Raw genomic sequence first — 18,107 nt, 5'->3', positions numbered from 1 at the left:
CACTCTAAAAGAATGAACAAAAGCGTTTTAGCAAGACATGTGCCAAATACGATTTTTAAGGGGGATTTAAACTCGATTTTAAAGTGTAAAAGTGTTCTACTTTTAAAAATAAGTTTTTCATATTTTTACTAATTATTAAAAAAATATGAAATTAAAAAATTTTTTTAAATTGTCATTTTTTTACAAAAACCATAATTTTTTTATGAGCATTAAAATGAATCATGCTATTTTTATGATGCGTTAAATTGGTGCGAATTAATTTTATTTTAGTTATTTTAGTTGCTTAGCTTTAGATATTTATTTGGCTAAAAAAATATATAAGAAAATATGATTTGGCATAAAGTTACTTTTAATTAGGATGAATAAATATTGATTAGAGGGGTGAATAGACTGGAGTCTAATTTTTCTATTTTAAATTTGTTTGAAAAGTGGCATGAAATTAGCACTGTAATTTTGGGTCTTGATGTCGGTTTTACATCTGAATTATTTTTATGATTGGTAAAAATATCACAAACCATTCATTTTTGTGAACAAGATCATTGGATTAAGTCAGGCAGGTGAGATCGATGTGTGGTTGAATGCTATTCGAAAGTCTAGTATTTATTAAAAAACGATAATGTGAGCATTGAATTGAAGTCTAAATTTTTTACGGTCGCTTTGTTCTCAAGCGTTATTGTATTTGCTCCTTTGGGAAACGCTAAAACTCCAGCGCAAGCGGATAAGGTGCTTCGAATCGCATTTGAAGCGCCTGACGATGGTTTTGATATGGTCAAAACTTTTAATTTTTATAGCGGTAATGTAGCCGATGTTATTTTTGAGAGATTGCTGCAATACGATTATCTAGCTAATCCTGTCAAGTTGGTTCCAGCTACGGCACAAAGCATGCCCGTGATCAAAGAAAATGGGAAAGTTTATATATTTAAAATAAAACCAGGTATTTATTTTACTGCTGATCCAGCATTTAAAGGTCAGCGTAGAGAGTTAATTGCAGAAGACTATGTGTATTCGGTCAAACGTATTTTAGATCCTAAAAATCATTCTTCTTCATATGCATTTATCGACCAGAAAATTGTGGGTGCAAATGCTTTAGTTGAGCAAGCGAAACAAACAGGTCGCTTCAATTATGATGCCAAGATTGAGGGGGTAAAAGCCTTAGATCGATATACACTTCAATTTACCTTGACTCAACCTGATTATAACTTTCCCTATATTCTAGCTTATAGTACGTTTGGTGCTACTGCTCGCGAAGTAGTTGATTATTATAAAGATCGATTGGGAATGCACCCCGTAGGTACAGGACCTTACATGCTGAGTAAGTATGTGCCCCGTAGTAAAATAGAACTAGTAGCTAACCCAGATTATCGAGGTTTTGTTTGGAATTTTAAATCGACAGGAACTGCTTGGGATAACCAGTTAGTTAAAGAAATGACAGGCAAAAAAATGCCTCAAATTGGTAAAGTAAATATCAGTATTATTGAAGAAGAGCAGTCACGTTGGCTGGCATTTCAATCAAAACAACTCGATTTCGATAAACTCACCTCGAGTTCCATTCCTAAAGTTTTAGACCAAAATAATCAACTTAAGCCTGCCATGCGACAAAAGGGGATTCGACTTTATCCGAACAAGGAGGCTGAGATCACCTATACCATGCTGAATATGCGTGATCCAATCATAGGTGGGAACAGTTTGGACAAAATTGCATTAAGACGCGCAATTGCGATGTCATTTAATGTTGATGAATATATTCGGATACTGAGAAAAGGACAGGCTGTTAAAGCTGAAATGTTGGTACCCGCGGGGGTAAATGGGCACAATCCAAAATATCGAAGTAGTATTGGCTATAACCCGACTTTGGCTAATAAACTGTTAGATCATTTTGGTTATAAAAAAGGTGCTGATGGTTATCGAAATCTGCCAAATGGCAAAGCACTTGTTCTAAAAATAAATACTGAAAGTGGCTCATCCTCAGTGATGTATTCGGAGTTGTGGAAAAAGAATTTAGATGCGATCGGCATTCGCGCAGATTTCAGAGTAAGTAACTTCGCAGATAACTTAAAAGCAGCGACGCAATGTCAATATATGATTTGGGGTGGAGCTTGGCATGCAGACTATCCTGAAGGAGAAAATTTCACGCAACTATTATATGGACCGAATGTAGGCAGAGGTAATCAGTCTTGCTATAGCTCATCCGCTTATGATGGTTTGTATAAACAAGCGATGCAACAGCCTCCAGAAAAGCGCATGCCATATTACGAAAAAATGAGTCGTCAAATTGAAGCTGACAATCCTCTAATTTTACAAGATACCCGTATTCGAAATTGGGTGATCCAATCCCACGTTCAAGGTTTTAAAGCCCATCCAATTATGAACAGTAACTGGCAATATTTAGATATTGCTTCACCACGACAAAAATAAGTGTTGAGTTCAAGATGAAGCAAAATTATAAACTTTCATTGAAATCCTACAGTTTGGCGCTTTGTGTTGGGCTTATAGCGAGTTCTACAACCACTTTGACATTTGCTAAAAGTCCAGCTGATCCAAATAAAGTATTGCGTTATGTCTTTCCAGTCGCTGAAACTGGTTTTGATCCTGCAGGTGTGCATGATTTGTATTCTGCACATGTGAATGGTTCGATTTTCGAGACTTTATATACATATGATTATTTAGCATCGCCAGCAAAGTTAGTCCCTCGCACGGCAGTCGCATTACCTGAGATTAGTGCAGATGGTTTGACGTATACCATCCGTTTGCAAAAAGGGATTTATTTTGCAAATGATCCTGCTTTTAAAGGAAAAAAACGTGAACTCACATCTTTTGACTATGCGTATACCTTTAAACGACTCTTGGATCCGAATCTACATTCACCGAACAGTTGGTTACTGGATGGACGTATTGTTGGAATGGATGCGTTACAGAAGCAAGCGCAAAAGAATGGCAAATTCAATTACGACCAACCGATTGTGGGATTACAAACGCCAGACCGATACACATTGGTTATCCGTCTAACTCGACCAGACCAAAACTTTCCAATGTTACTTGCTCATCAACCAGCAGGTGCTGTAGCAAGAGAAGTGATCGAAAAATATCGAAACAAAGCTGGGTTTGCGATGGGTCATCCTGTGGGTACAGGACCTTATATGCTGTCTCGCTGGACACCAGGTTCAAGAATTATTTTAAAAGCCAATCCTGATTTTCGTAGTTTTGTATGGAACTTTAAAGCGAGTTCCCCTGAAGACCAAAAAATTGTAAAAGCGATGCAAGGCAAAAAAATGCCTCAGATTGGTGTGATTGACATACAAGTGATGGAAGAAGGGCAATCCCGCTGGTTGTCATTCAGTAAAGATGAGGTTGATTTATTTCAACTTGATGGTGAATTGACTGTACAGGCTTTACAAAATGGTAAGTTAAAACCTGAATTGGTGAAAAAGGGGGTGCAATTATCTCGCATCGTTGATCCATCACTTGACTATCATTATTGGAACATGCAAAACCCTGTTGTTGGGGGGTTAAGCAAAGAAAAAATAGCCTTACGCCGTGCGATTGCGATGGCATTTTCTGCAGATAACTACATCAATATCTTGCAAAAAGGTGATGCTAAAAAATTACAAGCACCAATCCCAGAAGGTGTTGTTGGTTATGACCCAAATTACAGATCAAGTATTTCTTATTCAGTCAAAGCAGCCAATCTATTATTAGATCGTTATCAGTACAAAGTTGGTACAAATGGTTGGAGAACCTTGCCAAATGGTAAGCCTTTGGTCATAGAGATGACTGTTAGTGGTAGTAGTTTACGTAGTCAACAACAAGCTGAATTCTGGAAGAAAATCCTTGATGGTCTCAAGATACAGATGACCACACAATCTCTCCCATTTTCAGAAGCCTTGAAGTTGGAAAAGCAATGTAAAACCATGTTCAAAGCTTCAGCTTGGATCGCAGATTATCCTGATGCCGATAATTTTATGCAGTTGTTTTATGGCAAAAATATCAATGTAACGAACAATGGCTGTATCAAAATTCCTGAATTTGATCGTCTTTATGAACAAACTCAAAACATGGTGCCAGGTCCAGAGCGCGATGCCATATACAGAAAAATGTCACGTATTTTAGAGGTTTATATGCCTGTACAAGTGATCGGTGCTCGTTACCGAAATATTCTGGCGCAGCCTCGAGTGATTGGTTTTAAAAAGCATCCAATACTTCCTGCGGAGTGGATGTACATCGATATTGATATGAAGAAATAAAATTTAAAGAACTGGAGTAACAATGAAACATTACAATTTAAAACTCACCACCTTTTGCCTACTCACGATGGGAGTTAATCAATTTTCATCGGCAGATAACTTGACTCGACAAACCTTACCGTTATTTCAGTCAAAAGATATTCCAGCATTATGTGACGCCAAAATTAGCGATGTTAAAAAACAGCTTACGTCCTTAGAAACACTTCAACTCGCTCAAGATACGCCAGCCGCTCCAATATTGGCAAAATGGGATGCGATTCTTGCTTCTTTTGAGGATTTTTACGGTCCAATCGGGTTGTATAGCAACGTAGATCCTGATGAAGCGGTTCGCAAAGCTGCAGAAGATTGTGAGGTTAAAATTAGTCAGTTTCAAACTGAAATTTTGCAAAATTCAAAAATTTATCAACAACTTAAAAAAATTAAATCTACTGATCCTATTGATCAAAAGTTTCAAGCCGATATCTTGAAAGATTTTGAAGAAAAAGGGATACAACTCCCTGTTGATAAACAGCAGCGTTTAAAAGAAATATTGGATCAACTCACTAAAATAGAGCAGGAATATAGTCGGAACGTTCGTGATAATAAGCAGAAGCTAGAATTTACTGCTGCTGAGGTAAAAGGTTTACCACAAAGCTATATTGATGCTTTAAAGAAAAATGAAAAAGGAAATTATTTACTAGGATTTGAATATCCAGAATATCGTCCATTTATGGAGCTTGCAGAAAATGACGAGGCACGAAAGCGTTATCAAGTCGCATTTACACGCCGTGGTGGTGAAAAGAATCTGAATTTATTAAAACAAGCTGTCGATTTGAGATATGAACTTGCAAAACTGTTTGGAAAATCAAGTTATGCTGAATGGGTTTTACAAAAACGCATGGCAAAAACACCTGAGGCAGTGAATACATTTCTGGCAGATATTCATGCAACAGTTTCGCCTTTAGAACAAAAAGAAGTACAAACCTTACAAGCATTTAAAGCTCAAACATTAAATATTCCACTTGAGCAAGCCAAAATCGAACGATGGAGTGAAGCGTACTGGAGTGAAAAGTTACGCAAAGCTAAATATCAAGTAGATCAAGAAAAACTGCGTGAATATTTTCCAACTCAAGCAGCACAAGATTGGTTATTTGCGATTTCATCTAACTTATATGGTATCGAGTTTAAACCTGTAAAAGTGCCTGCGTGGCAAGATGAAGTTGAATATTACGATGTAACGGATACCAAAACTGGAAAATTGCTGGGCGGACTATACATGGACAAATTCCCACGTGAAGGGAAATATGGTCATGCTGCTGTGTGGAGTGTTTATGGGCGGAGTACATTAACTGATCGTAAACCTATTTCAGCTTTAGTGACTAACTTTAACCGTCAAGGATTGACCAGTGATGAGCTAGAAACTTTTGTACATGAGTTTGGACATGCTTTACATGGCATCCTTTCCAACACTCGATATTCATCACAAACGGGCACTACCGTTGAGCGAGATTTTGTAGAAGCACCTTCTCAGATGTATGAAGAATGGGCAAGACGAAAAGAGACACTTTCTAAACTTGCAGATTATTGCCAACCTGCCTGCCCAAGAGTTGATGAAGCATTAATTAAAAAGTTAGCCGCTGTACATAGTTACGGTCGTGGTTTGCATTATGCACGTCAAACTTTATACGCCCAGTATGATATGGCATTGCATGGAACGGATGCATTGAAGGTACAGCCATTGGATGTGTGGAAGAAAATGGAAAATGCTACAGCACTTGGATACGTACCAACAACTGAGTTCCCTGGACAGTTCAATCACATCATGAATGGTTATCAAGTAGGTTATTACGGATATATGTGGTCTGAGGTTATGGCTTTGGATATGTTGTCGGCATTTGCCGATAACTTAAATAATCCAAAAGTTGGTCAGCATTATCGACAAACTATTTTATCTCAAGGTAGCCAAAAACCAGCAGAAAAATTGGTAGAAGATTTCCTCGGACGTAAACCGAACAACAAAGCATTTTTTGATGAAATTACAGGTCAACGAGTGAAATAAGGGAGCATCTTTATGCTGGCATATATCATACGCCGTATATGGCAGATGATCCCAACGATGCTCGGGGTCGTGCTGCTGATTTTTTTCTTATTCAATTGGGTGGGGGGAGATCCTGCATATATCTTGGCAGGAAAAATGTCGAATCCTGAGCAAATAGAAAATATCCGACAACAGTTAGGCGTCGATCAGCCTTATTACGTTCAACTTTGGATCTTTATCAAGCAAATTCTAAGCTTCGATTATGGTGTGAGTTGGAGTACAGGTGAATCGGTCTCGCAAATTATAAGCACACGTTTAGGGCCATCATTGACGATTTTGATTCCATTGACGATTTTACAAACCGTTATTTCGATCATTTTGGCGTTGGCTGTTGCCTCAGTGCGAGGAAGTTTGACTGATCGTATGGTAATGATGCTTTGCACGATTGGAATGTCGATTAGTATTTTGGTTTATATCATTATTTTTCAATACTTCTTTGCTTATCAGCTTGGTTGGTTTCCAGTTCAAGGCTGGAGCGATAGCTTCAGTGAAAATCTATTCAAATATGCATTATTACCTGTTCTTATCATGTTGGTGGTAAGTATCGCCCCAACGTTAAGACTGTATCGTAGCTTTATTTTAGATGAGGTGAATCAGGACTATGTGCGCACGGCACGCGCTAAAGGGGTGAGTGAACGACGTGTCTATGGCGTGCATGTTTTACGTAATGCTTCGATTCCGATTGTGACGGATGTGATGGCAACTTTACCTGCTTTGTTAATTGGTGCCTTTTTGATCGAACGCTTTTTTGGTATTCCAGGGATCGGTCGAGAAGTCATTATTGCCGTTGAGCGAAGCGATTTCCCTGTGATTAAAGCGATTACGGTATACGTTGCCGCTGCAACCATGTTTTTTAACTTAATTGCTGATCTGATTTATAAATTAATCGATCCGCGTGTAGAGTTGAAGTAGGTGAACTATGCTGAGTGTATTATCAAAACGAAAAGCGCAAGTTCAGACCAACACCGCATCTTCAGGATTATGGCGTTTGGCAGTACAACGATTAAAAGCAGATCGTATTGCTATGGCATCCTTATTCATCGTATTCGCCTATTTCATTGTGTTGCTATTATCTGTTACAGGCGTAATCGCTTCGGATTGGAACAAAGAGGTCGCAGTCAGTTATGCACCGCCAGCCTTTATGGGTGCTGATACTGAAGACACGCCTCTGAGCCCAATCGCTAAACAAGCAGAAGTTTTACCTGAAAATCCAGTCGATCCTTTAAAAGATATTTTACGGGAATTGAATACTCAGACTACACAACAAACCTCAGGCAATGTAGCTATTGATTACTACGGTGTAATCGATCCATTGGCGGAAGATATGCATGCAATCAATCAGCAACTTGGTGGCGAGTTACTTGATCAAAAGCAAGAACTAAAAACAACCTTAGCATTCGGTGCAGATAAATGGGGGCAAGATGTTCTCCTTAAAACGATTAAAGGCGCTGAAACTTCGATTCTTGTAGGATTACTGTCAGCACTTTTAGCTGTTGTAATTGGGACTTTTCTTGGTGCAATCGCGGGATATTTTGGTGGTTGGGTAGATGATGTGCTCAATTGGTTCTATAACATCTTTACTTCAATACCTTATCTATTATTGGTTTTGGCTGTTGCAGCGGTTTTGCAGCAGAAAGGTATTCTTTCGATTGTATTAATTCTAGGTTTAACAGGCTGGACAGGAGTGTTCCGTTTGATTCGTGCTGAATATATGAAGCATAAATCTCGTGAATATGTACTTGCTGCCAAAGCAATTGGGGTCAGCCATTTCCGCCGTATGTTTGTGCATATTTTCCCCAACGTGAGTCATATCGCGTTGGTTCAGATTTCAATTCTAGTGGTAGCGTTTATCAAGTCAGAAGTAATCTTAAGCTTCCTCGGTTTTGGTGTTCCTGTCGGTGTTGTGTCATGGGGCAGTATGTTAAATGAGGCGCAAACCGAATTGATTTTAGGGAAATGGTGGCAATTGGCTGCTGCATCGATTGCGATGGCGGTGTTAGTGACAGCATTTTCTATGTTTACTGATGCATTACGTGATGCATTGGATCCAAAACTGAAATAGCGGAGTGAGATACGATGACAACAATAAATGAATCACCGTTATTAAAAGTTGAAAATCTTGAGGTGAGTTTTAAATCCGAGAGTAATCAATGGATTAAAACTGTTAAAGGGATTTCGTTTAATATTCCAAAGAATAAAACAGTTGCCTTAGTTGGAGAGTCGGGAAGTGGTAAATCAGTCACTTCATTGGCAGTTATGGGATTATTACCGAAAGGACAAAGTCAAATTTCAGAACAGAGTCAAATCCGTTTTGAAGATAAAGACTTACTTAATCTATCTGTTGCAGAGCTACGTAATATTTGTGGAAAAGATATTGCGATGATTTTCCAAGAGCCAATGTCATCATTAAATCCAGTATTTACCGTTGGTGATCAAATTGCAGAGGTTTTGCGTATTCACTTGGGTATGGGACGTAAACAAGCTCGTGCACGTGTTTTAGAATTATTGAAAGAAGTCGGTATTCCATCTCCCGACACCAAGATCGATGCTTATCCAAGTCAATTATCTGGTGGTCAACAACAACGTGTGATGATTGCGATGGCGATCGCTTGTGAACCGAAACTATTGATTGCGGATGAGCCGACTACTGCACTAGATGTCACTATTCAAAAACAAATTATTGATTTGTTGGAGTCTTTGCGTCAGCGTCGTGAAATGTCAATGTTGTTTATTACCCATGATTTGGCATTGGTCGGTGAAATTGCCGATGAAGTGATTGTAATGCGTCATGGTGAAATTCGTGAAAGTGGTGATGCTCAACAAGTTTTAGAACAACCGAATGATGTCTATACGAGAGCACTGTTGCATTGTCGCCCACAACTTTCTTCTCGACCATATCGTTTACCTGTGACCAGTGACTTTATGAAACAAGAAAATGGTCAGCTTATCGAAGCTATTAATCTGTCAACGGTTCATCTGCAAGAACGTAGTCGTGGCTTAACAGGTGACGAGCCGATTATCTTGGATGTACAAAATCTCAAAAAATCATTTTATAGTCGTAAAGGTTTATGGGGACGTGATGAGTTTCAGGCGGTGAAAGGTGTTTCCTTTAAACTGGCTAAGGGCAAAACATTGGGTTTGGTGGGTGAGTCTGGATCTGGGAAAACGACAATTGGTTTGTTACTTATGCGATTGCATGAAGCAACTGGTGGTCAGGCCTTTATAGATGGTAAAGATATTCTTGCGATGTCAGAGAAGGAATTTGCCCTCTATCAACGTAAAATTCAGATCATTTTCCAAAATCCTTACGCATCATTAAATCCTCGTTTTACCATTGGGCAGATTTTACTTGAACCGATGCGTATTCATGGGATCGGTCAAAATGATCAAGAGCGTAAAAAAATTGCACTAGAGCTTCTGGAGCGTGTTAGCCTACCTGTTGAAGCATATGATCGTTATCCACATGAGTTTTCGGGAGGACAGCGTCAACGGATTGCGATTGCACGTTGCTTAACTTTAAAACCTGAGATTTTGATCTGTGATGAGTCAGTTTCAGCGCTTGATGTGTCTGTACAGGCTCAGGTATTAAACTTGCTTCAGGATTTACAGGATGAGTTTGGTTTGAGTTATATTTTTATTTCTCATGATTTATCTGTGGTGAAATATATTTCAGATCAAGTAATGGTCATGAATCATGGGGAAGTGGTTGAAATTGCAAATTCAGATGAGCTCTATTTGAATCCTCAACATGAATATACCCAAAAATTATTAAAAGCAATTCCACAAGGTATTGCCTAGCTAGTTTTTGATTTTCATATCTAAGTCCAATAAAAAAACGCTCAAATTTGAGCGTTTTTTTATTTCCATTGCTGAGCAATTAGAACCTTTTAAAACCTTTATTCAGGCCAATGGTTTTACGTCCACTGTTGCCGTTATTATTGGTATTTGGGCGTTGTTGTTCTGGTTGTTCATCATCACGACGTTGTTGACGTAAATAACCTCCACGACGCGCCGCCATTGGTTTTTCACTCATACGTTCAGTACGACGTTTTGCCATACCGAATAAGCCTGTACCTTGACGAGGTTTTAATTCAACTGATTTCGCTAAGTTATCGATATCAGCTTTATCGAGTTCCATCCAGCGACCTGTGCGTAATTCACGTGGCAAAATCACTGTACCGTAACGAGTACGGAGTAGACGACTTACTTTTAAACCTTGTGATTCAAAGATACGACGTACTTCACGATTACGACCTTCTTTCACAACGACTTGATACCAACGGTTAATCCCATCGCCACCAATTTCAGAGAAAGATTCAAACTTAGCAGGACCATCTTCAAGTTCGACGCCCTTGAGCATATTGTTACGGATTTGCGGAGTGACTTCACCCATAACACGAACGGCATATTCACGTTCTACTTCATTTGAAGGGTGCATTAAGCGGTTAGCAAGCTCACCATCATTTGTAAAAATCAATAAACCAGTACTGTTGATATCAAGACGACCCACCATTACCCAACGATCATTGGCGATTTGGGGTAAGTGATCAAATACAGTAGGGCGTTTCTCAGGATCATTGCGTGAGCAAATCTCACCTTCAGGCTTGTAGTAGATCAATACACGACGACGTATTTCGTCTTCAATCTGGAATTGTACTTTACGACCATCGATACGGAGTTCATCAGTCGGTTCAATACGTTCACCAACTTGGGCGATTTTACCATTGATGCTGACACGACCAGCAGCAATAACCTCTTCCATATAACGACGTGAGCCTAACCCCACTCTCGCCAGTACCTTTTGTAATTTTTCACTCATGACAGCACAACCTTAGACATAATGATCAACAGTTCACCTTCTCAAGACTTCGGCGCATGTGCATCGAGAGCCATGAATGCTTCCTTGGCGTTCTGTAGGGGAGGCAATTGACCTAGCGAAGCTAGACCAAAAGCATTTAAAAATTGAGGCGTTGTAACTAACAACGCGGGTCTTCCAGGTAAATCTCTAAAACCAGATTCTTTAATCCAGTTCCAGTCAAAAAGCGTTCTCAAGTTTTGGCTATTGTTTGAAACACCACGAATTTGTTCGATATCAGCACGTGTTACAGGTTGATGATAAGCAATCACTGCAACCGTTTCGAGTAAAGAAGGAGAAAGTTTCGTCGGACGTTCAGGCCAAACTTGCGCGATAATATTTCGATATTTTGCACGGACTTGAAAACGAAAGCCCTGTGCAGTTTCAATTAATTCAATAGATCGACCATGCTGCAACATTGCAAGCTGTTGCAGAAAAGTACGTAATTGTTGCTTATTATATTGGTTTTGAAATGCTTCTTTTAGTCGTGCTAGTGAAACTGGGGAGTCACTGGCAAATAAAATAGCCTCAATTTGCAACAAAACATCATGATGGATATCTTCAAGAGACATGCCTTCATGCGAATCGAATTGTTCTAAACTCATGCTGATACTCCTTGAATAGTTAATGGAGCCTCGATACCAGAATGAATAATTTGAATTTTTTGTTGTCTCGTGAGTTCAAGAACAGCCATAAATGTTACAACCATTCCCATACGACCTTGTTTTGGATTTAGCAGCTCAATAAAACTCAAGCTCAAACCAGTTGCAAGTTGACTTTCGATGAAGGCGATTCGCTCTTCTAACAGTACAGGTTCTTGTGCAACAACATGTTTAACGGGTTCAGGACGATTGAATACGCAAAACAAAGCATCACGTAATGCATCTACATCATAACCTTCATAAATCGGGGCAATATGACCTATGCTTACATTAGTGCTAAAAGTATCTCGCTCAAAAATTGGCATTTGCCCTAATTTTTCAGCCACTTGTTTGATTCTTAAATACGTTTCAAGTCGATCAATAAGTTCTTGTTTTGGATCTTTTTCAAATTGATCTACAGCAACAGGTTTTGGAAGTAACAAACGAGATTTCAAATCGGCGAGTAATGCAGCCATCACCATATAGTCTGCGGTGAGTTCGATATTGAGCGATTTCATGCTATCCATATAAGACAGATATTGGGTAGCGATTGGGGAAATATCCAATTGTAAAAGATCAAATCCATTTTTCTGGATTAAATAGATGAGAAAATCTAGAGGACCTTCAAATTGCTCAAGTAAAATTTCAAATGCAGCAGGGGGAATATACAAATCTTCAGGTATAGCTTCTTGCCATTCGTCAAGCACACGAATGGAAGGAGAAGTCTCCAATGTAGAAGAAAGGATTTGATTCATTACCGTTATAAGCCACGCGAATTTTCAAAAGCATGAAAGAGAAAGTGCGGACACATGCAAATTCACATGTCACAACAAGTTCAGCTATTCTAATCGAATTACCTAATTTAATAAATTGCTCACTTACAAAAACCTTAAGTTTCTCAGGGTATTTTCTATGCTTATGGCATCGTATGCAGTCCATACATGAATTTTATGGTTAAATTGTCTTCGCATTATAAAAAATTGGCATTTTTTTATGTACAGATATCAAGAAACACAAGAAAACAAATTTGGACAGCTCACCAGTTTTTCAGTTGAGCACTTTAAGCCTTGTGAACTAGTGCGTGGAAATATTGAGGGGAATTATGTCAATTTAATTGATATCAATTCTGAAGTTTCAAATCGAGCTTTTTCCCAAATTTGGAATTGTGTCGCAACAGAGCCAGATGAAAGTTGTTGGACCTATTTGCCGTATGCCGCACCATTGAATTTAACTGTACTTACGGAATCACTAAAAAATTCATTTAATTTTAAAGGCTCAACACATTTTCTAATTGAAATTGAGGGTGAAATTTGTGGATGGATTGCTCTGCTTAATTCTAGACTCGACAACGGTGCCATAGAAATCGGTAATGTTTATTTTTCCCATAGAATGAAAAAATCGAGGGCTGCTACATAAGCTATTTTTCTATTATTACAACAATGTTTTAAGCAAAGATTTCGACGCATTGAGTGGAAGTGTGATGATTGTAATCAACCTTCTAAAGCAGCTGCATTGCGTTTCGGGTTTCAATATGAAGGTTTATTTAGACAAGATCGAATTGAGAAAGGAAGAAATCGTAATACGGCGTGGTTTTCAATTATTGATGAAGAGTGGTCATATTTAGAGCCAGCTTATCAACAATGGTTAAGTCCAGAAAATTTTGATGCAAAAGGTATTCAGAAAAAGCGGTTATCAGATTTTATATGATTCAATTTAGACATTAAGCATCATAAAATTGCGTATTCGATAATTGATTGACATTGAGATCGAATACACAAGTTTAGATTCTCTAAATCTTCAAATATGTCTTTTATAATCTTAACTTCTAAAAAATATTCAAAACCTTATTGTCATGTTTAATTTATATAAGCCCTTCTTTGGGTTCTTTGACTTCAAGGGTGATAGATAGGTTCTAAAAGCCAAGGTTCAATGACATAGATTGTCTGGTCATCAGCATAATCATAAATGTTCACTAACATTTGAAATAGATGCATGTGCTATATCTTTATTATTCAAACGCGCTCACATCTCCAACACCACGACGTACGATCTCAGGGTTTTCTCCAGATAAATCCACGATACTAGTGGTGGATAATGTACCGAAACCACCATCAATAAATACATCTATGCGTTTGCCGAGTTGATTTTCAATATCATAAGGATCATCTAGTGGTTCTGTTTGATCAGGAAGAATCAGGGTGCTTGTGAGTAGTGGTTCGCCGAGCTCTTTTAGCAACGCTTGTGCGATAGGATTGCTAGGAATACGCAAACCAATGGTTTTTTTCTTAGGATGCATCAAACGTTTTGGAACTTCGCTGGTTGCAGGCAAAATAAAGGTGGTTACAGCAGGCGTGTTATTTTTAAGCAGTCGATACATTGCATTATCAACTTTTGCATAGGTTGCAATATCAGATAGATCACAACACATAATCGCATATTGATGTTTGGGACCTAGACCGCGAATCTGTGCAATTCGCTCCATGGCATTTTTATTTCCAATTTGGCAACCAATTGCATAAGCAGCATCAGTTGGATAAACAACCACATCACCTGCACGTATACGATCTACAGCTTGAGTGATTAAACGTGCCTGTGGATTTTCAGGATGAATATGTAAGTGCAACATTATTATAACTCCCTGATCTTTATGGCTGAATTAAGTATGAAACGTGTTAAGGGGCGGATGCAAGTCTCAGATGTGATAATTTTGTCAATCAATCAAGCGATTCACGTTTAAATTCATCAAGTTGTAATGCTCGTCCATTACGCGTACACAAGCAGATGTAATAAATGAAGTGTGCAGCATCACGAGGTAATTTAGACTCACCTGAAAAAAAACGTTTTACTTGATTAAAAACATTGTCTTTAAACAAAGCACCATCACCACCTTCACCAGTTAAGTTATCTAAAGAGACACGAAACTTTCGACCAAATGCAGTTGCAAATAACCATTCAATCGCTTGGGGTTTGATTTCTACTTGTTCAAAAAGCGCTTGCTGTTCCGCAGTTCGACCATCAGGTGCATACCAATAACCTAGATCAGGTAGCTTTCTACGTTGTTCCCCTGAAATCGTCCAATGACTAATTTCATGTAAGGCACTATTAAAAAAACCATGAGCAAATTGGATTCGTGCAGGTAGCTGATCTGTCGCTGGGAAATATTCTGGTTCAAAATCACCTTTAACTAATGTGACATTATGGTGGGAAAACCAGTGATTAAAGTGTAAAATGAGCCAATCAACATGTTCTACTTCAGTTGTTAACTTTTGCCAAGATGAGCGTTGCACTTGATCTGGTATCAATCGAGGTAGATCAGTTGAATGGGTGCTAACAAGTGATGAAGTTGTTACTTCAGGTTGCGGCTGCAACAGGTGCATTGCTTAATTTACCCCGAGTTCTGTCTAAAGAAGTGCAAAATTGTATCTTAATCTTTGACAGAGTACCGATGAATTTGTAGAATTGCCGCCTTAATTATGTCAGCAAATACCTTTCCGGCACAGATTGAGCCGTTTAAATGGGCTGAACAAGGCTTTACATGGTCAGGTACACTGCCATTGTCTCGCTTTGCTCGTATCGCTCGTGAAGCTGTTGGATCAATTAATGATCAATTGATCAACATAGACTGTAAGCTATCAATGGATGCATATCATCGCATTGTATGGTTAGATGGACATATTGATACGAAAGTTCCGATGGAATGCCAGCGTTGCTTGGATACCGTTGAAACTGAACTTGTATCAGATTTTCATTTAGCTTTAATCGATGATGAGTCACTGATAGAGCGCTTGGATGAGGATGCTGATTTCATCGTTTTAGGTGAAAGTGAGTCAACGAAAAAAGGTGATATTGATACACCTGCTTCGATCGATTTGCTCGCATTACTAGAAGATGAACTGTTATTGTTGATGCCTTTATCTCCTAAGCATGATGCTTGTGAGTTAAAACATCGACCTACCATTCAGGACGTTGTCGAAGAGAAGCGGGATAACCCGTTTGATGTTTTGGCAAGTTTGAAGGGTAAACTTAACTCATAATTTGTGTTATAATGTTGAGTTAAGACAACTGAATTTGTTCTGATCCATTTTTTCGATCTTTGTAAGGAGCCATCATGGCCGTTCAGCAAAACCGTAAAAGTCGCTCTCGCCGTGACATGCGCCGTTCACATGACGCTTTAACCGAGAATGCATTATCTGTAGACCAAACTACTGGTGAAACTCATCGTCGTCACCACGTGACTAAAGACGGTATTTACCGTGGTCGTCAATTATTCGCTAAAGCAGCTGATGCTGAATAATTGAATCATATGCATTAAGCGTTAGCTTAAAGTATAGAAAAAATGGGAGCGAAAGCTCCCTTTTTTGTTGTTTTTCGCAATTATAAAACGATTTAATCAATGTTAAATTTCCGCATCGAGAAAAAGTCTGCTGCTATTCTCATGTAGAATCATGAGAAATGATGAAACTGGCAATAGACCATTTTAAGGATTTTTATATGTCGACTAAACGACTTGAGCAGGCAGCTCAAGCAACAAAAACCGCATTTGTATTCCCGGGTCAAGGCTCGCAAAAAGTAGGTATGCTGGCTGAACTTGCTGAGCAGTTTGGTGTGATCAAAGAAACCTTTGATGAAGCATCAAATGCACTAGGTTTTGATTTATGGCATATCGCGCAAAGCGGAGAAGGTTTAGATCAAACTGAAAATACACAACCTGTTTTATTAACCGCTAGTATCGCGTTATGGCGCGTATGGTTGGAGTTAGGTGGTGTAGTACCAAAATACTTGGCAGGACACTCTCTAGGTGAATACAGTGCTTTAGTTGCTGCGGAAGCGATGACATTGGGAGATGCTGTAAAACTAGTGAATTTGCGTGGGAAACTCATGCAAAATGCAGTTCCTCAAGGTGCAGGTGCTATGGCTGCAATTCTAGGTCTTGATGATCAGAAAGTGGTTGAGCTTTGCCAAGCTGCGACAGCAAATGGCGAGGGTTCGGTTGAAGCTGCCAATTACAATGCGCAAGGTCAAGTTGTGATTGCAGGAACTGCGACTTTAGTCCAACAGGTTATCGCTGCTGCAAAGGAGCAATCAGGCAAAGCCATTGCGCTACCAGTATCTGTGCCTTCACATTGCTCATTAATGAAGCCAGCAGCAGAACAGTTTGCTGAAGCTTTGGAACAAACTGCCATTGAGCTACCACGCCTTCCTGTAATACAAAATGTCAACGCGGAAATTGCGACAGATGTTGCTCAATTGCGTCAGGCATTAACGGCTCAGTTGTATGAGTCAGTGCAATGGACTCGTACCATGCAATATCTGCAAGATCAAGGTATTCAGTATGTGGTCGAATGTGGACCTGGGACTGTACTGAGTAATCTTGCGAAGCGATTACCGAACATAGATAAAGCATTTGCGATTGATAGCAAGGCACGTATGGAAGATGCCCTAAACGCAGTATTAGTGGCAGAAGGAAAAATTGCATGACACAACAACGAAAAGTTGCGTTAGTGACAGGAGCTAGCCGAGGCATTGGCGCAGCAATTGCACAGCAGCTCATTCAAGACGGTTTTTTTGTAGTTGGCACCGCGACTTCTGAATCAGGCGCGCAAAAACTGACAGAAAGCTTTGCTGAGAACGGTGCGGGTGCTGTACTTGACGTTCGAAATGGTGAAGCGATTGATGCACTGGTAACAGATATCGAGCAAAAATACGGTTCTGTCCTAGTTCTAGTGAACAATGCTGGGATTACGAAAGATAATTTGTTACTTCGTATGTCTGAAGATGATTGGGACGATATTCTCAATATTCATCTCAAAGCTGTTTACCGTCTCTCGAAGCGTGTTTTGAAAGGTATGACTAAAGCACGTTTTGGTCGAATTATTAACATTAGTTCAGTGGTTGCACATTTTGCAAATCCAGGCCAAGCCAACTACTCAGCAGCAAAAGCAGGGATTGAAGCATTCAGTCGTAGTTTAGCTAAAGAGATGGGCAGCCGTCAGATTACTGTAAATAGTGTTGCACCTGGATTCATCGCGACTGAAATGACTGATCAGTTAAGCGAAGATGTTCGTAAAAAAATGAGTGATCAAGTAGCTTTAAATCGTCTAGGTGAGCCTCAAGATATTGCGCATGCAGTGAGTTTCCTTGCAAGCGATAAAGCTAGTTACATTACTGGTACAGTTTTACACGTAAATGGTGGTTTATACATGGCCTAAGTGGCGATGTATAAACTTTTAAAAAATTTTATATTCAATTAAACTAGTGGCAAATTAAAACGCCACAAGCAATGAGGAGAATTC

15 protein-coding genes and 1 pseudogene are annotated in these 18,107 nt (G+C 39.1%); 11 read left to right on the top strand and 5 right to left on the bottom strand.

The window, feature by feature from the left end:
• Positions 1-630: 630 nt before the first annotated feature.
• The 6 genes from ACSC97_RS00255 to ACSC97_RS00230 are packed head-to-tail and all read left to right on the top strand — an operon-like array spanning position 631 to position 10,116.
• Entirely contained in the window at positions 631-2,415 is a 1,785-nt protein-coding gene (locus ACSC97_RS00255) for an ABC transporter substrate-binding protein (RefSeq protein ID WP_436658569.1), read from the top strand.
• Positions 2,416-2,429: 14 nt separating this feature from the next.
• Positions 2,430-4,241 carry an ABC transporter substrate-binding protein gene (locus ACSC97_RS00250; protein ID WP_436658567.1) on the top strand — a complete coding sequence of 604 codons (1,812 nt, stop codon included), beginning with the start codon at positions 2,430-2,432 and terminating at the stop codon, positions 4,239-4,241.
• A 22-nt stretch (positions 4,242-4,263) separates the two neighbouring features.
• The gene (locus tag ACSC97_RS00245) at positions 4,264-6,279 is read left to right on the top strand and encodes a M3 family metallopeptidase (RefSeq protein ID WP_436658565.1); all 2,016 of its coding nucleotides are present in this window, start codon (positions 4,264-4,266) and stop codon (positions 6,277-6,279) included.
• A gap of 12 nt (positions 6,280-6,291) precedes the next feature.
• The gene (locus tag ACSC97_RS00240) at positions 6,292-7,230 is read left to right on the top strand and encodes an ABC transporter permease (protein WP_004914054.1); all 939 of its coding nucleotides are present in this window, start codon (positions 6,292-6,294) and stop codon (positions 7,228-7,230) included.
• A 7-nt stretch (positions 7,231-7,237) separates the two neighbouring features.
• Positions 7,238-8,380 (top strand): ABC transporter permease, encoded by a 1,143-nt coding sequence (locus tag ACSC97_RS00235; protein WP_436658563.1) that lies wholly within the window; start codon positions 7,238-7,240, stop codon positions 8,378-8,380.
• Positions 8,381-8,394: 14 nt separating this feature from the next.
• Positions 8,395-10,116 (top strand): ABC transporter ATP-binding protein, encoded by a 1,722-nt coding sequence (locus tag ACSC97_RS00230; RefSeq protein WP_099948203.1) that lies wholly within the window; start codon positions 8,395-8,397, stop codon positions 10,114-10,116.
• A 79-nt stretch (positions 10,117-10,195) separates the two neighbouring features.
• On the opposite strand, the gene rluB is transcribed toward ACSC97_RS00230, so the two are convergent.
• The 3 genes from rluB to ACSC97_RS00215 are packed head-to-tail and all read right to left on the bottom strand — an operon-like array spanning position 10,196 to position 12,569.
• Positions 10,196-11,137: a 23S rRNA pseudouridine(2605) synthase RluB gene (gene rluB, locus ACSC97_RS00225; protein ID WP_436658560.1), complete on the bottom strand. Its 942-nt coding sequence runs from the start codon at positions 11,135-11,137 to the stop codon at positions 10,196-10,198.
• Positions 11,138-11,178: 41 nt separating this feature from the next.
• The gene (gene scpB / locus ACSC97_RS00220) at positions 11,179-11,778 is read right to left on the bottom strand and encodes an SMC-Scp complex subunit ScpB (protein ID WP_004952612.1); all 600 of its coding nucleotides are present in this window, start codon (positions 11,776-11,778) and stop codon (positions 11,179-11,181) included.
• Positions 11,775-12,569: a segregation and condensation protein A gene (locus tag ACSC97_RS00215; protein ID WP_004960148.1), complete on the bottom strand. Its 795-nt coding sequence runs from the start codon at positions 12,567-12,569 to the stop codon at positions 11,775-11,777. Before ACSC97_RS00215 ends, scpB begins: the two co-directional genes overlap by 4 nt.
• A 238-nt stretch (positions 12,570-12,807) precedes the next feature.
• On the opposite strand from ACSC97_RS00215, the pseudogene ACSC97_RS00210 reads away from it, so the two are divergent.
• A pseudogene (locus tag ACSC97_RS00210) lies at positions 12,808-13,521 on the top strand (GNAT family N-acetyltransferase).
• Positions 13,522-13,822: 301 nt separating this feature from the next.
• Here ACSC97_RS00210 and ACSC97_RS00205 read toward each other — a convergent pair.
• A complete protein-coding gene (locus tag ACSC97_RS00205) occupies positions 13,823-14,440 on the bottom strand; it encodes an L-threonylcarbamoyladenylate synthase (protein ID WP_004914027.1) in 618 nt (205 codons plus the stop codon).
• Between the two features lie 88 nt (positions 14,441-14,528).
• A complete protein-coding gene (locus ACSC97_RS00200) occupies positions 14,529-15,191 on the bottom strand; it encodes an elongation factor P hydroxylase (protein ID WP_004676481.1) in 663 nt (220 codons plus the stop codon).
• 96 nt (positions 15,192-15,287) lie between these two features.
• Between ACSC97_RS00200 and ACSC97_RS00195 the strand changes: the two genes are divergently transcribed.
• The 4 genes from ACSC97_RS00195 (at position 15,288) to fabG (ending at position 18,023) form a co-directional block, all read left to right on the top strand.
• Positions 15,288-15,848, top strand: a complete 561-nt coding sequence (locus ACSC97_RS00195; RefSeq protein WP_004952618.1) for a YceD family protein — start codon at positions 15,288-15,290, stop codon at positions 15,846-15,848.
• A 74-nt stretch (positions 15,849-15,922) separates the two neighbouring features.
• Positions 15,923-16,108 carry a 50S ribosomal protein L32 gene (gene rpmF / locus ACSC97_RS00190; protein WP_004638135.1) on the top strand — a complete coding sequence of 62 codons (186 nt, stop codon included), beginning with the start codon at positions 15,923-15,925 and terminating at the stop codon, positions 16,106-16,108.
• Positions 16,109-16,305: 197 nt separating this feature from the next.
• Positions 16,306-17,292: an ACP S-malonyltransferase gene (fabD, locus tag ACSC97_RS00185; RefSeq protein ID WP_039047459.1), complete on the top strand. Its 987-nt coding sequence runs from the start codon at positions 16,306-16,308 to the stop codon at positions 17,290-17,292.
• Positions 17,289-18,023, top strand: coding sequence for a 3-oxoacyl-ACP reductase FabG (gene fabG, locus ACSC97_RS00180; RefSeq protein WP_004682865.1), 735 nt, complete (start codon positions 17,289-17,291; stop codon positions 18,021-18,023). The genes fabD and fabG overlap by 4 nt, the downstream gene beginning before the upstream one ends.
• The last annotated feature ends 84 nt before the right edge of the window (positions 18,024-18,107 follow it).

Source organism: Acinetobacter sp. P1(2025) (assembly GCF_051390655.1).
Taxonomy (GTDB): Bacteria; Pseudomonadota; Gammaproteobacteria; order Pseudomonadales; family Moraxellaceae; genus Acinetobacter; species Acinetobacter junii.
The sequence above is the reverse complement of the archived record's forward strand: the minus strand, read 5'-3'. Positions and strand labels throughout refer to the sequence as shown.